The organism is Campylobacter sp. RM12642 (assembly GCF_020137635.1).
In the GTDB taxonomy this organism is placed as follows: domain Bacteria; phylum Campylobacterota; class Campylobacteria; order Campylobacterales; family Campylobacteraceae; genus Campylobacter_E.
In genome coordinates this window covers 1-14,820 of sequence record NZ_JACGAT010000033.1, presented here as the reverse complement: position 1 = coordinate 14,820, position 14,820 = coordinate 1, and the positions used below count along the sequence as shown (strand labels likewise).

Genomic DNA, 14,820 nt, shown 5'->3' with positions numbered 1-14,820 from the left:
GAAATTAAAGAAGAAATTAATAATAAAGTAGTGGCTTTATTAGAAAAAGAAGATGATGAAAATTCTGATAATAATAAAGAAGATGAAGAAAATAATGATAATGACACAAATAAACCAGATATGCCAATAGTTCCTAGTGAGCCTGTTTATAATAAATATTTTTCAAATGCAGACAATAAAAACTATTATTATTCATCAAATACTAGCCTAAGAAGTGGCGATGTTAGACAAGACGCTGCAGAGCTTAATGTGAAAAAAGGTAGTTTAAATATCCTTAGTAATACTAAAAGCGGTAATAATATTACAGATTTTAAAAAAATTAGCGTTACAAATAATCAGCTAAACATATTAAAAACTACAAATGATGCTAATAGTGTTGAAGATTTTTCATATAGTTTAACAGATACTACAATTAGTGGTTTAGATGGATATAGCGATTTAAAATTTAGTGCTAATGATGGAAAAGTAAGTTATACTGCTAATAAAGAAAAATTAGAAGCAAATATTTTAGATGATAGTTTTTCTATGTTAAAAGACACAAGCACAAATTCTAATTATAATGCTATAGATAAAGAGTGGGGTAATTTTACAAATACATTATTTGAAAAAAATAAGGATTATTTCAATGTATCAGATTTAAATAAGGTATTTTATTATGGTTCAAATAAAGCTGCAATGCAGTTAAATCTTAATAATTCATCTATTGCTTATTATTATGCAGATGCATATGAAGCTAAAAAACTTTATGCTGATTTTAAATATGCAAATCAAATATATTACGAAAACGCAAAGAGTTCAGGAAGTTCTTATGATAAGCAAACTTATGATGTATATAACAAAACCATATCACCTATTAACGGCTCATCTACTTATAATATACAAGCAAATGCTTCTAATGGCATTAAAAATCAAGATTTTGCTTTAAAAGCAGATAAAAATAAAGCAGAAATTAATTTTGGAAGTGTAATTTCTAGTTTGATGGATACTCAATTAGACCCGCAAAATAGATTTCAATACTTTTCTAATGAATTTGATAAATATAAAGATACTTATAAAAGTAAATATTTAGGTGCTGATGAAGATAAGGAATATTTTTATGCAGGTAGTGGAAGCTCAATTAAATTAAATCCCGCTAAGCAAGAAGTAGATAGTTATGTAGTATATGATGGTGGGTATGGAAATATTTTTAGAGTAACTTTTGATAAAAATATCGGAGATGCTACCTATGTTAAAAGAGTTGATGGTAGGGTTCAAGATGTTAAACATTCTCAAAAATTTAATATAAATAGTATTAGAGATGTAAATTCAGGTTATACACTAACAGTAGGCGATAGCAATAATGATTATAATTTTGCAGTGAAGGCTGATAAAGTTGGAGCTATATTAAAAGGCAATTTTAAGATAAATGGAGCTAATCATAACGTAGATTCTGATATTTTAAAATATGTAAATACTTCTGCAGCACATAAATTAGTTAAAGATACTTACGATAAAGCAGTTCAAGGAAAATAATAATTTTTAGGGGAGTTAGATTTGACCTAATTCTCCTAATAAACTTCTTAATTTATCATTTCTATATTTTATTTCTTCACTACATTTCCTAGCAATATCTATGCAAATATTTAAATAATTAGTAGTTTCATCATTTTCAAAATCAATATGTTTAGGATTTTGAATTTTATCTTTATTTACACATCCAAAAATATATGTTATTACATTTAAACTTGGAGTTAGTAATAAATATCTTTTATTATGATACATAATATATTGCTCGTTGCATTGTGTGGTTAATAGTGTGATTATTTCTTGTTTTATTTGTTCGTAAGGAGTATTTGGGAAATCTTTGGCTACTTTTTTGATAAATTTTTCATCATTAATTCTATCTTCTTCACTCTGCAAAAATACACTATCATTTTCAAGTAGTGTTTCAAGTTCTTTTAATATTTCAATAGCTCTAATGTAATCTTTCATTTTACCACCTACTATATTTATTACATTTATATTACATTAAAAAGAAAAATAAAGGTAAATTTTTTAGGTTATTTAATTAGTTTTTTTAATTAAAATAATTTTAATAATTAAGCATTTAGCCTAAATATTAGTATTTTTTATCTTTTATAGTCATAAATATATAAAATAATACATTGAAAATTTAAGTATAAATATTAAATATTTATACTTAAAAGGTCTTTTATATGTCAAAAGTTAAAAAAGAATTTGAAATAATATCTTTAATATTATTTAATTTAATTTGCCTATTATCTAGGCTTTTTGTATGTTTTAGCAGTATTGTATTTAACTCGTTTAGATATTCATTTTTTAATTTTATGATTTCTTTTTTATTTATCAATAGTTCTTCAAATTCAAAAAAACTACAATCAGTAAGCAATCTTTGATAAATTTCATTTTCACTAGGCAAATAAAGCTTAAATTGTTTGCTATCTAGCTCATAAAATTCACGACTTGCATTAATTTTTTCATAAAAAAATGATAGGCTTAATTTAGCTGCGTTTTCGTAATTATTTAATGCTTTTATATTTATTTTTTCAAAAAGCTTATTTAATTTAAGCTCATAATTATTTAAAGCCTTTTCATAATCATTTATAATAAGCTCATCTAATGCTTTATAAAAATCATCTGCTATTGCGTAAAAATCAGCATTTACAAGGTCATTGTAGTTTTTATCTAATTCTTTTGTTTTAGCAATATTTAAAGCATTTTTAAATTCTTTTAAAGGCTTGTGAAAATTATCTAAAAGGTTTAAAAATTGCTCGTTTATTTCTTTTCTAATTTTTAAAAATTGCTTGTTAATCGTATCTTTATTATAAAAAATACTTAAAAATGTATCATCAGGATTTAAAGTTTTATATGAATATTCGTTTTTATTAAAGCAATTTTTATGAAACACCCCATCATTTTGTGTATAAAAATAAGCATTTTTTACCTTAAAATTAGTCATAAATTCATTAGCAATCGTCCTTGCTATACTCTTTAAAGCATTTAAAATCTCATCATTAAAGCCACTATAATCAAATTCATTTTTTGCAAGTATTTCTAAATAATTTTTAATTTTACACTCTAATTCTTCAAGGCTTAGTTTAATCTCGCTAATAATTCCTAAAAGCTCATTATTTAATGTTTTTAAAGAAGCTTTTATATTATCTTCTTTAATGCTTGTTTTATTTAGATTTTTTAAAAAATCATAAAAGGCCAAAATATTTGAATCAGGATTATTTTCACTTGCTTGTTTGCAAGAAATTAGCTCAATTTTTTCAAAATACTTAGCAAAAACTTCATTTAAATAATTCTTTAATCTTAATTGCTCGGCTTCGTTTAATTTATCTTTTTGATTAATTAGACAAATCTTTTTTATATTTGGTTTTAATTCTTTAATAGCCTTTTCTTCACTAGCTTTACCAGCACTTTCAGCTAAACTTAGCCAAATTAAAGCATCAAAAGAATTAAATAAATTTTTAGAAAATTCTTCATCGGTAGTATTTGCATTTAGTCCTGGAGTATCAATTAATGTAATATCTTTTAAAAGCTCGTTATTTGTAAAAATATTAATACTTTTAAGCCCATTTAGTTCTTCATTTTGGTCATTTACAATATTGTTTGTAAGTTCGCTTAAGCCGTTTTCAAATTCTGCTAAAACTAAATCATTTAAACCATAATTAATATAAGTAGCAACAACGCTAACAGGTCTTGCTCCTGTAGCTAAAATATCTTTTTTAAAAAGCAGATTTAAAAGTGAGCTTTTACCTGAACTAAATTGTCCTATCACACCAACTTGCAATGGTAGATTATAATGCTTACATAAATTATCAATATTATTAATTAGTTTATTGCTAAGCATTAAATTAGGATTTTTTAGAGTGTTTTTTAAGGTTTTTAAATCTCCTAAAAAGCCTTTTTCATAACTTATATTATATTTTTCATTATATTCTTTTAAGACACTTTTTATCATTTTAAATTCTCTTTTATTTCTAATAATTTTTCTATTTTTTGTGTATTTAAGCTCAATAGATTTTCATCGTTAAATTCATTTATATTGATTTTTTCAATATGATAAATACTAAAAAATTCATTTTTCAAAAACTCATTAGCTAATTGTTTTTGCTCGCTAAAATTAAAAAAATTAAGATTTATATTTAAATAAATCGCATTTAATTTATTATTGATTGCATTTTCACTTTTATCACTTAGCAAATCAAGTTTATTTATGATTTTTTCAAATTCTTCAAATATTTCTTGTAATTTATTTTTATCAAAAATAATTTCATAATCTTTAGTAATATTTAGCCTTGCTTTAATTTCATTAAAATCATTTAAGAATTTATTACTCATACTTGAGTTAAGCCCATTTAATAAATCTTTAAAACCTTGAAAAATTACATTTCTTACCTTTTCGTTTGAGTAATTTTTGTCATAATTTAATTCATCAAAAATCCTAGCAGCTTGATTTTTTGCTAAAAAGCTTAATTCGTGTGCTTGGATTTTGTAGTCTTTATTTAAGTATTCATTTAGCGATATTTCAAGTTCTTGTTTTAAGGCTAGTTTTTTGGCATTTTCGTTTTGTAGATTTTCTATATTTTTCATATATTCGTTTTTATCTAGCTTTAAAGAATTGTTTATATTAGTTAAAAGCGTAATTTCTAAATCAATTAGATTTTTAAATTTTTCGCTAATGCTATTTATAAATTCTTGTGAGCTAGTAGAATTAAAGCAAACATCGTTTAAATAGGCTTTTAAAGCATTTATTTCGCCTTTTGAATTGTCTTTTTTAAATTCACTAGCACTTACGCAAAATAGCTCATAATTAGGTGTAATATCTAGGTTTTTAAGCTCATTGTTAAAGCGATTTTTGACATATTCTTTTAATTTAATTTGCTCATCAATACTTATTAAATCACTTTTTGTAAGCACTAAAACTAGCTTTGAATTAGGATTATTTTTAGCAAAACTTGTTAAGAATTCTAAATCTTTAATGCTAAGTGCTTGAGTGCAAGTCATAAGGTATAAAACACAATTAGCAGTTTTTAAAAACTCTAAGCTTTTTTGTTCTCTACTAATTACTACATCATCAAGACCAGGAGTATCTATTATATTTATTTTATTTTTTAAATACTCGTTGTTTAGATGGATTTCAATATCTTTTACAAAAATACTTATGCTAGAATTTGCACTTGTATAATCGTATAATTCGTTTATTTTTACTTCAACGCTTTTGTGCTCAACAAAATCAATATTAAAGATTTTATTTAATTCTTCATTCAAACTAGCTTGAGTTTTTAAGGCATTAAATTCTGCTTCATTATAAAAATTTACTTTTATTTTTTCATTTTCATCATAGCTAATTACACTAAGATTTGCTGTTTCAGGTGCGTTTGATACGCCTAAAAAATCTTGATTTAATAAAGCATTTATTAGGCTACTTTTTCCTGCGTTAAATATCCCACTAAAAGCTATTTTATAATCTTTGCTAATTAATTGAGTATAAAACTCATCAAGCTTATCTTTAAGCTCATTGCTTAGAATTTGTTGTAAATTTTTATAAATATTTTCAAGTTTATCTTGGCTTTTTTTAAAATTATTATTAAATTCTTTTGATGAATTTATTTTTGTATTTTGAAGATAAGTGAAGATATTTTCTTTTATTTTTAATAATTTTAATTTTTCAAGATAAAAGATTATTTCAAGTGGATTTAAGAGATTATTGTGAATAGAATTTAAAACAGCAATTTGCTTCATTTTAAGCTCAAAAAAACTATCAGTATTTAGGTATTGTTTGTATGTTTTTAGATTTAATAATTCTTTATAATTTAATTCATTAGCACATAAAATTAATGCGGCAAGTTCGGGATTAAAAATATTTTCTTCATAGTTAAAATCAAGATTTCCTAATTCATCATTCCATAAATTTTTTAATAATTCTTGCAATTTAATTCCTTTTTGAAAAGATTTAAAAATCTTAGCTATTAAGACTTAAAGAAGTGTTACAAATAGTAATTAGGAGAAAAATTATCTAGTTTTTGTGTAAAAACTACTCAAATACCTATAAATATTTTAATTATATTTATCAATTAATTATATTTTTATTATATTTTTTGTGTTAGTATCTCGCCGAATTTTTAATAAAAAAAGGAAAAAAATGAGTTTTAAAAATAAAATTTATTTAACATTAATTGTGTTATTAGTCGTTGGATACTCGGCTCTAACCTACATTAGTTATAGCACTAGTAGCAAAACTATATCTGCTAATATTGAACGCTATTTAGATGATATTGTAGATAAGAATTTAAATTACATTCAAAATTTCATTAGCATAACAGAGCAAAGCATTAAAGAGACTGCTAAAACTTTATCTAAGTTTGATTCAAATTCTAAAGAAGCTTTTGTGCCTTACTTAGAAAATGAAACTAGGGTTTTAAATTCTCCTATGGTATTTTTAGCGTTTGAAGATGGCTCTATGTATGATGGCACAGGCTGGAAAGCACCTTTTGATGCAACTCAAAGAGGTTGGTATAAACAAGCAAAGCAATTAAATAAAACTTTTGTAACCGATGTTTATGAAGACGCTCAAACTAAAAAATTAGTTATGTCAGTAGTTTCTCCAACTTATGATACAAATTCTAATTTTAAAGGTGCTTTAGGTGCTGATGTTACCTTAGATAAAGTTTCTGATTTTTCTAAAAATGCTGGAATTGAAGGTGGAGCTTTATATGTTTTAGATAATTATGGAATGATTATTGGTTATCCTGATCAACAATTAATAGGTAAAAAATTAGTAGAAGTATTTCCTAATTTAAAACCAATGCTTGATGAAATGTATTCAAAAAATAGTGGAAAATTAGAATTTGAATTAAATGGAGTAAAGCAAATTATGGATTTTAGCACTATTCCTGAAACTGGCTGGAAAGTTGCTGCTGCGATAAATAAAGAAATAGCATTTAAAGATGTTAGCAATCAGTTTAAAACGCTAATAATCGCAAGTGTTTTAGCTATTGTGGTTACTATTGGTATTGTTATATTGGTTTTAGTTTATTTGTTTAGACCATTTGATAGACTAGGCTTAATGATGAAAGACTTAGCAGTAGGGGAAGGTGATTTAACAAAAAGAGTTGCGATTAATGGAAATGATGAAATAGCTCAAATAGGAAAGCATGTAAATACTTTTATACAAAAAATCCAAACTTTAATAGCTAATTCAAAATCAACTTCAACAGAAAATGCAAGTGTAGCTCAAGAATTAAGCTCAACTTCACTAGCAGTAGGTAAGCAAGTAGAAGAAGAAACTACAATAATAGGTTGTGCTACTAAGGCAGGAGAAGCTATATTAAAAGATATAGATGTTACCGTTGAACACGCCGAAGAGAGTTCAAAACAACTTGAAACAGCTAGTGATAATTTAGATATTATTAAAAATCAAATATTAAAACTTGTTTCAGTATTAGAAAATCAATCTTTACAAACTACTGAATTATCAAATAAATTAAATCAAACTAGCCAACACACAGAAGAAGTTAAAAATATCTTAAATGTTATAAACGATATAGCAGACCAAACTAATTTATTAGCATTAAATGCAGCTATTGAAGCAGCTCGTGCGGGTGAGCATGGTCGTGGATTTGCTGTGGTTGCTGATGAGGTTAGAAAATTAGCTGAAAGAACGCAAAAAAGCCTTGCAGAAATAAATACAACAATAGGTGTTGTAGTTCAATCAGTAAATGATGCGTGTGGAGAAATGGAAAAGAACGCTCAAGATATTTCAAATATTTCAAAATCTAGTGTTCAATTAGAAGAAGTGGTTAATGAAAACTCTTTAATCGTTCAAACAAGCATTAGTGCTAATAAAAATAGCGTAAATGAATATAAAGATATAGCTAAGACTATTCGTAGTGTTATAACTCAAATTGAGCAAATTAACAAAATCGCTAATTCAAATGCTAGAAGCGTAGAAGAAGTAGCAGGAGCAAGTGAGCATTTATCTAAGATGACTATTAAACTTGATGAAGAATTAGGTAAATTTAAAATCTAATTTAAACCAGCTAAATGCTGGTTTAATCTTTTAGTGGAATTTAAATCTAAGATTATTTGTAAAAGTTTTTTAATATTGTTAGTTTGATAGGATTTCTTTTAATTTTCTGAAATCTTTTAATTCATTTTCTAGTTTATAAACTTTTTTTAGCAAATTCATAGCAGCTATGGTTCTTGTGCTTATTCTATTTGTAGCAATTGCAATTCTTAAACTCCCTTCACTCATTCCAATTTTTTCTGCTAATTCTTTGTAGGTTAGATTGTTTTCTTTACAAAATGTTTTTATTTCTTCTACTTTCATATCATATCCTTAATACAAATATATTTTTTATATAATATCATTTAAATGATTAAGCAAAATATATATTTTTTAAATTTTTGTATTTTTTATGATGATAAAAGTAATGAATATATTTTAAGTGTAAGCATAGTTAAGCTTTTTATTAAATGAAGCAAGCAAGAGATAGGAATGAAAAATAATAATTTACAAATTATATTTATAAGAATATATAAAGAATTATTAAAAGCTATTAAAGAAACAAATAAAGCTAAAAAATTAGTTTTAAAATGAGATAAATAATAGGAATTTGAAATTCCTATTATTTTTTACAATCCCAAACGCTCATAAATCTTATCAATATTTTTAAGATGATAATCAACTAAAAAAGCATTTTCAATCTCTTCGGTGCTTAAGATTTCGCAAATTTCTTTGCTATTTTTTAATAATTCTTTAAACTGAAGCTTTTCGCTCCAAGCCTTTTTAGTCAGTCCTTGCACTAAATCATATGCCATCTCACGACTTAAACCCTTTTGAATAAGGGCTAAAAGCACTTGTTGAGAGAAGATTAATCCATAAGATTTATCTAAATTACTTTTCATATTTTCAGGATAAATCATTAGATTTTTTACAATAGAACTAAATCTTTTTAGCATATAATCAAGCAAAATCGTTACATCAGGAAGCATAATTCGCTCTGCACTAGAATGGCTAATATCACGCTCGTGCCATAGATTTATGTTTTCATAAGCAGTTATTAAATACCCCCTAATCACACGGCTAAGACCACAAATATTCTCACTTCCTATTGGATTTTTCTTATGTGGCATTGCAGAGCTGCCTTTTTGATTTTCACTAAAATATTCAAGCATTTCTACGCATTCAGTTTTTGCAAGGTGTCTTATCTCTGTAGCAAATCGCTCAAGTGCACTTGCAATCAACGCACACACGCTTATGTAATTTGCGTGCAAATCTCTAGGTAAAACTTGAGTGCTGATATTTGCTACATTTAATCCAAGCTCTTTACAAATATCAAGCTCTACTTCTAGTGGAACATTTGCATAAGTGCCTACCGCACCACTAATTTTTCCCACTCTAATCTCTTCGCTAGCGTTTATAAAACGCTCATAATTTCTTTTGATTTCTTCGTAAAAATAAGCAAACTTTAGCCCAGTGGTAGTAAGCTCTGCATGAACTCCGTGGGTTCTTCCTATTTGTGGAGTATATTTATAAAGATTTGCTTTTTCTTTTAAAATATCTAAAAGATTTTCTAAATTAGCTTTTATTATTTCATTTGCTTTTTTTAGCTGAATTGCTTGTGCAGTATCTACTACATCAGTGCTTGTTAGTCCATAATGAACCCATTTTCTCTCATCGCCTAAATTAAGTGATAATGCTCTTGTAAAGGCTATTACATCGTGTTTGGTTTGCTCTTCTATTTCTTTTATTTTTGCTATATCAAACTTAGCATTTTTATATAGTTTTTCTAAATCTTCATTAGGAATTACACCTATTTTATTAAACGCCTTGCAAGTTGCAAGCTCAACTTCTAGCCAAGCATTAAATTTAGCTTCTTCACTCCAAATACTTGACATTTCAGGGTTTGAATATCTTGCAATCATTTTTTACCTCCAAATAATCCTTTAAGAAGATTTTCAGCAGGTTTTAATGTTTCATTTATTTTTTCACCATTATTTTTGCCTGTTATTTTATCTAATACTTTTACAGCATTTTCTATAGTATTTTTTGCATCAGGAATGAATTTAACATCATCATTTACACCTGAAAATGTTCCTTTAATTTCATTATTATTAAATGCTACAAGAGCAGGTGCATTGATACTTTTTGTAAGAGTATTATATGTTCCATTATTTACTTCAATTTTTGCAATTGTTGCACTAATTTTTGCATTATAATCAATTAGATTTTTATTAATATTTACTAATACATCGCCTTTATCAAAAATAACTTGGGTAATATCAGTATTTAAAATCGTATTAATTAATTTTATAGTTTTGTGATATTTTAAATGTCCTTTTCCAAGATTTGCAACTAATTTTCCATTAGCATTTTTTAAATCATAATCTAAATTCCCATTGATATTTGCCTTATAAATATCAATTAAATCAAAAGATTTTGCAAGATTATCTAAAGCTACGCTAGTTAAATTAGCGTTAAATTTATCCCCATTTAGCTTAGCAGCTAATGAACCACCAAAGAATTCTTTTGAGTTTAAAGTAAGATTTAATATCTTATCAAAAGTTAAATTCCCATCAACTTTTACATTTCCGCTCATATTTTTATTAAGTAAAGCATTAAAATTAGCTAGATTTGCACTCGCATCATAATTTGCGTTTGCTACGCCTTTTTTGTAATTACCATTTGCATTAAAACTATCTACTAAATCAGTATTTAATTTAGCGTCAAAACTGATATTATCAGCACCATTTAGCTTAACATCAGCGTTTGCTAATACTTTTGAATTAATCTCTAAATCATATTCTTTTTTGAAATAACTTGGGATTGTTTTTCCGTTTATATTAAGATTTGCCGAGCCTATTAGGTTTTTTAAATCGCTTAATTTTGCGTTTATATTAATATTTGCATCTAACATTTTATCTTGATTTAGCAAGCCTAATAAAGCTAGAGATTTTAGACCTTCAATATTAGCTACTAAATCATTTCTACCCATTTTTATATCTGATTTTGCACCTAATAATAAACCATTTACATTCGCATTTTCTAAACCATTTTTATCTAAATTAGCACTAGCTTTAAGATTTATTATTTCATCGCCACTAAGTTTTAAAAGTCCTGCGTTAGCTCTTAAATCAGTATTAATTGCAGTTTTGCTATTAGATAAATCGTGAGTGATTTTTAAATCTTTTGCATTTATATTTTTACCACTAACTATAGAATTTATATTTGCTAATTTATTTTTAAAATCAATTTGCGAAGTGATTTTCAAATCAGAATTTAAATTAGGATTTATGAAAGCTAATTCAGTAAGGCTTGTAACTAATTGCCCTTGAACTTCTAATTTATTAAGATTTATAGGTTTAAAATCACTTGTAATATTTAAAATATTTGATTTTACATTGATATTTGGAGTAATTTCATTAGCTTTATAAGTATTTTTAGAATCAATTATAACCTTACCAAATCTTGAAATGTCAATTCCAAATTCTTTTGTGATACTTGGTTTTAGCTTAAGTTCTGAATAAATATTAATTAAAGCTTTTGCATCAAGTTTGTCTTTATCAAATTCATCAACATTTGCATTTAGGTTGATAAATCCACTTGCATAATCAACATTTGCGATTTTGCTTAATTTTTCTATATCTAAATTATTAGCATTAAGATTTAGTTTAGTTGGAAAATAATCTTTTATATTTGCATCAAGTGTAAGTGGGCTAGTAAAAATAACACCTTTTCCATCTATGTTAAAATTATTAAAACTACCATTTATATTGCCTTTAATGTTTAAAGGGTCGGTGATTTTTAGGGTTTCTAGGTTTTTTCCATTTAATTCATAATTTATATTAAGATTGCGAGATAATAGTGAAAAATCCCCATTAACTGCTGCTTCAAGCATTCCATTAACTAAAACTTTTAAATTAATAGTTGAAAATCTCAATTCAAATTCTTCAATTTTAACTGCTATGTTTGAATTTTCATTGATTTTTTTCTCTGCTATATTTTTTACGAAATTATTTCCAAAACTTGTAAATAACACACAATAAGCCCCTATAACAATTATTAAAATCAAAGCAAGGAGCGAATAAATAACTTTTTTCATAATACAACCTTTCGTTTTCTTCATAAATAAACTTGAGCTATTTTCACTAAAGTTTCTTTAGTTATTTTTTATCATTTAGTGATTTGATTAACTTATTTTAATTATAATTTAGCACTCAAAGAATTAGAGTGATAAACCACAAGAAAGGAAGAAAAAATGAATTTTACTCCACTAAATAAGCGTGTATTAATCAAATGCGCAAATGAAACAAAAACAACAGCTTCAGGGATTATTATACCTGACAATGCTAAAGAAAAACCACAACAAGGCGAAGTTGTAGCAGTTGCTAAAGAAATTAGCGATATTAAAATTGGCGATAAAGTAGTATTTGGTAAATACGCAGGTAGCGAATTAAAAATTGATAATGAAACATATTTAATTTTAAGTTTTGAAGATATTTTAGGAATTTTATAAGGAGATTTAAATGGCAAAAGAAATTTTTTATTCAGATGAAGCTAGAAATAAATTATATGAAGGCGTTAAAAAATTAAGCGACGCTGTAAAAGTTACTATGGGGCCTCGTGGCAGAAACGTATTAATTCAAAAAAGTTTTGGTGCTCCAACTATTACAAAAGATGGTGTTAGCGTTGCAAAAGAAGTTGAATTAAAAGATACTTTAGAAAATATGGGTGCTAGTTTAGTAAGAGAAGTTGCAAGTAAAACTGCTGATCAAGCAGGAGATGGAACTACAACTGCAACCGTTTTAGCTCATGCAATTTTTAAAGAAGGTTTAAGAAATATTACAGCTGGTGCAAATCCAATTGAAGTTAAGCGTGGTATGGATAAAGCTTGCGAAGCAATTATAGCTGAACTAAAAGCTTTAGCAAAACCAGTTGCAGGAAATAGAAAGCAAATCGCACAAGTTGCTACAATTTCAGCAAATAGTGATGAAAAAATCGGACAATTAATTGCAGATGCTATGGAAAAAGTAGGCAAAGATGGCGTTATCACAGTTGAAGAAGCAAAATCAATCAATGATGAATTAAGCGTTGTTGAAGGTATGCAATTTGATAGAGGTTATTTAAGCCCATATTTTATCACAAATGCTGATAAAATGAATTGTGAATTAAGCAATCCATTAATTTTACTTTATGATAAAAAAATCACAAATCTAAAAGACATTTTACCTGTGCTTGAAACTGCACAAAAAAATGGTCGCCCACTTTTAATCATTGCTGAAGATATTGAAGGCGAAGCATTAGCAACTTTAGTTGTAAATAAATTAAGAGGAATTTTAAATATAGCTGCAGTTAAAGCTCCTGGATTTGGTGATAGAAGAAAAGCAATGCTTGAAGATATTGCAATCTTAACAGGTGGAACGGTAATTTGCGAAGAAATGGGAAGAACACTTGAAAGTGCAAACGCAGCTGATTTAGGAAGTGCTAGTTCAATCGTAATTGATAAAGACAATACTACAATAGTAAATGGTGCAGGTAGCAAAGACGCAATTAATGCAAGAATTAATCAAATCAAAGCTCAAATTGCTGAAATTACAAGCGATTATGATAGAGAAAAATTACAAGAGCGTTTAGCAAAATTAAGTGGTGGTGTTGCTGTTATTAAAGTTGGTGCTGCAACTGAAACTGAAATGAAAGAGAAAAAAGACAGAGTTGATGACGCACTAAGTGCAACTAAAGCTGCTGTTGAAGAAGGTATAGTAATTGGTGGTGGTGCTGCACTAATTCACGCTACAAATAGAATTAATCTAAATCTTGAAGGCGATGAGTTAATCGGTGCAAATATCGTTCGCCGTGCAATCAAAGCTCCAATTCGCCAAATTGCAGAAAATGCAGGATTTGATGCAGGAGTTATCGTAAATACAATTGAAACTTGCAAAGATGAAAACAAAGGATTTGACGCTGCAAGTGGCGAATATGTAGATATGTATGAAGCAGGAATAATTGACCCTGTTAAAGTTGAGCGTGTAGCATTACAAAATGCTGTAAGCGTTGCTTCAATGCTACTTACAACAGAAGCTACAATAAGCGATATTAAAGAAGATAAACCTGAAATGCCAATGGGTGGCGGTATGGGTGGTATGGGCGGAATGCCTGGTATGATGTAATACCACTTTTAAAAGCTCCAATTTTGGAGCTTTTTATTATTTAAATTCCTAAATTATTTTATTAACTTCATTTTATAAATCTAATTTAATCATATCTTTAAAAAACTATTTATTAAAAGAAATTTTAAGCTTATATTAAGAACCCTTCCCCATATAATAAAAGTTTAATTTATTTTAGAAGAACTTTTATGAAAAAGACAATTTTAAGTATTGTTGGTGTTGGTTTAATGTTTGGTGCTTGTGCTAGTAATTCTTTAGAGCTTGATACTAAATTAAATAATAGTATTTTTATTGAACCAGTTGCTAAAAGCAAAAAAAGTATATTTGTATTTGCAAAAAATACTAGTGATTGTAATGTAAATATTGAATCAAAACTAATTGAAGGATTAAAAAATAAAGGCTATACAATATTAAATGAACCCACTAATGCTACTTTTATTGTAAGCACTAATATTGTTGAATGCTCTAAAAAAAGCGAAGAAGAATTAAAGCAAGATGCTTTAAAATCAATTAATCCAGCATTTGCTGCTTTTGCTAATAATAAAAGTTTTGCAAGTTCTATTATAAATAATATTACCGGCGAAGAATATACAATAGAATTAAAAGCTGATGTTAATATTAAGCAAAGAAGTGCAAATAAGG

Annotated in this window: 11 protein-coding genes and 1 pseudogene; 6 read left to right on the top strand and 6 right to left on the bottom strand. The window is 26.6% G+C overall.

What is annotated here, in order from left to right; translation table 11 throughout:
- Positions 1–1,512 (top strand): hypothetical protein (locus AVBRAN12642_RS08825; RefSeq protein ID WP_336607182.1); only part of this gene is annotated, 1,512 nt, incomplete at its 5' end.
- Between the two features lie 15 nt (positions 1,513–1,527).
- Here AVBRAN12642_RS08825 and AVBRAN12642_RS08820 read toward each other — a convergent pair.
- The 3 genes from AVBRAN12642_RS08820 to AVBRAN12642_RS08810 all read right to left on the bottom strand — a co-directional run bounded on the left by AVBRAN12642_RS08820 (position 1,528) and on the right by AVBRAN12642_RS08810 (position 5,940).
- Entirely contained in the window at positions 1,528–1,971 is a 444-nt protein-coding gene (locus AVBRAN12642_RS08820; RefSeq protein WP_214117507.1) for a hypothetical protein, read from the bottom strand.
- Positions 1,972–2,191: 220 nt separating this feature from the next.
- Positions 2,192–3,967 (bottom strand): dynamin family protein, encoded by a 1,776-nt coding sequence (locus AVBRAN12642_RS08815; protein WP_214119731.1) that lies wholly within the window; start codon positions 3,965–3,967, stop codon positions 2,192–2,194.
- Entirely contained in the window at positions 3,964–5,940 is a 1,977-nt protein-coding gene (locus tag AVBRAN12642_RS08810; protein ID WP_336607181.1) for a dynamin family protein, read from the bottom strand. The genes AVBRAN12642_RS08815 and AVBRAN12642_RS08810 overlap by 4 nt, the downstream gene beginning before the upstream one ends.
- A gap of 211 nt (positions 5,941–6,151) precedes the next feature.
- Between AVBRAN12642_RS08810 and AVBRAN12642_RS09925 the strand changes: the two are divergent.
- Together AVBRAN12642_RS09925 and AVBRAN12642_RS09920 are read left to right on the top strand one after the other, a co-directional pair.
- Positions 6,152–7,180 (top strand): annotated as a pseudogene (locus tag AVBRAN12642_RS09925) (cache domain-containing protein); the annotation flags it as partial.
- On the top strand, positions 7,154–8,038 hold the full coding sequence (locus AVBRAN12642_RS09920; protein ID WP_442862249.1) for a methyl-accepting chemotaxis protein: 885 nt from the start codon (positions 7,154–7,156) through the stop codon (positions 8,036–8,038). The pseudogene AVBRAN12642_RS09925 and the gene AVBRAN12642_RS09920, both read left to right, overlap by 27 nt.
- 78 nt (positions 8,039–8,116) lie before the next feature.
- Here AVBRAN12642_RS09920 and AVBRAN12642_RS08800 read toward each other — a convergent pair whose 3' ends face one another.
- The 3 genes from AVBRAN12642_RS08800 to AVBRAN12642_RS08790 all read right to left on the bottom strand — a co-directional run bounded on the left by AVBRAN12642_RS08800 (position 8,117) and on the right by AVBRAN12642_RS08790 (position 12,113).
- A complete protein-coding gene (locus AVBRAN12642_RS08800) occupies positions 8,117–8,338 on the bottom strand; it encodes a helix-turn-helix domain-containing protein (protein WP_214117503.1) in 222 nt (73 codons plus the stop codon).
- 305 nt (positions 8,339–8,643) lie between these two features.
- Entirely contained in the window at positions 8,644–9,936 is a 1,293-nt protein-coding gene (purB, locus tag AVBRAN12642_RS08795; RefSeq protein WP_214117502.1) for an adenylosuccinate lyase, read from the bottom strand.
- Positions 9,933–12,113, bottom strand: coding sequence for a hypothetical protein (locus AVBRAN12642_RS08790; RefSeq protein WP_336608241.1), 2,181 nt, complete (start codon positions 12,111–12,113; stop codon positions 9,933–9,935). Before AVBRAN12642_RS08790 ends, purB begins: the two co-directional genes overlap by 4 nt.
- A gap of 156 nt (positions 12,114–12,269) precedes the next feature.
- Between AVBRAN12642_RS08790 and groES the strand changes: the two genes are divergently transcribed.
- The 3 genes from groES to traT all read left to right on the top strand — a co-directional run.
- Positions 12,270–12,527, top strand: coding sequence for a co-chaperone GroES (gene groES, locus AVBRAN12642_RS08785; protein ID WP_214117500.1), 258 nt, complete (start codon positions 12,270–12,272; stop codon positions 12,525–12,527).
- Positions 12,528–12,537: 10 nt separating this feature from the next.
- Complete coding sequence (gene groL / locus AVBRAN12642_RS08780; protein ID WP_336608240.1) at positions 12,538–14,178, top strand: chaperonin GroEL; 1,641 nt, start codon at positions 12,538–12,540, stop codon at positions 14,176–14,178.
- 188 nt (positions 14,179–14,366) lie between these two features.
- On the top strand, positions 14,367–14,820 hold a 454-nt coding region (traT, locus tag AVBRAN12642_RS08775), incomplete at its 3' end, for a complement resistance protein TraT (protein WP_336608239.1).

What these genes read in the sequence shown, in the direction of transcription:
- groES (WP_214117500.1), top strand. Translation starts at nt 12,270, where the DNA reads ATGAATTTTACTCCACTAAATAAGCGTGTATTAATCAAATGCGCAAAT.
- AVBRAN12642_RS08790 (WP_336608241.1), bottom strand. Translation starts at nt 12,113, where the DNA reads ATGAAAAAAGTTATTTATTCGCTCCTTGCTTTGATTTTAATAATTGTT.
- AVBRAN12642_RS08815 (WP_214119731.1), bottom strand. Translation starts at nt 3,967, where the DNA reads ATGATAAAAAGTGTCTTAAAAGAATATAATGAAAAATATAATATAAGT.
- purB (WP_214117502.1), bottom strand. Translation starts at nt 9,936, where the DNA reads ATGATTGCAAGATATTCAAACCCTGAAATGTCAAGTATTTGGAGTGAA.
- groL (WP_336608240.1), top strand. Translation starts at nt 12,538, where the DNA reads ATGGCAAAAGAAATTTTTTATTCAGATGAAGCTAGAAATAAATTATAT.
- AVBRAN12642_RS08800 (WP_214117503.1), bottom strand. Translation starts at nt 8,338, where the DNA reads ATGAAAGTAGAAGAAATAAAAACATTTTGTAAAGAAAACAATCTAACC.
- AVBRAN12642_RS08820 (WP_214117507.1), bottom strand. Translation starts at nt 1,971, where the DNA reads ATGAAAGATTACATTAGAGCTATTGAAATATTAAAAGAACTTGAAACA.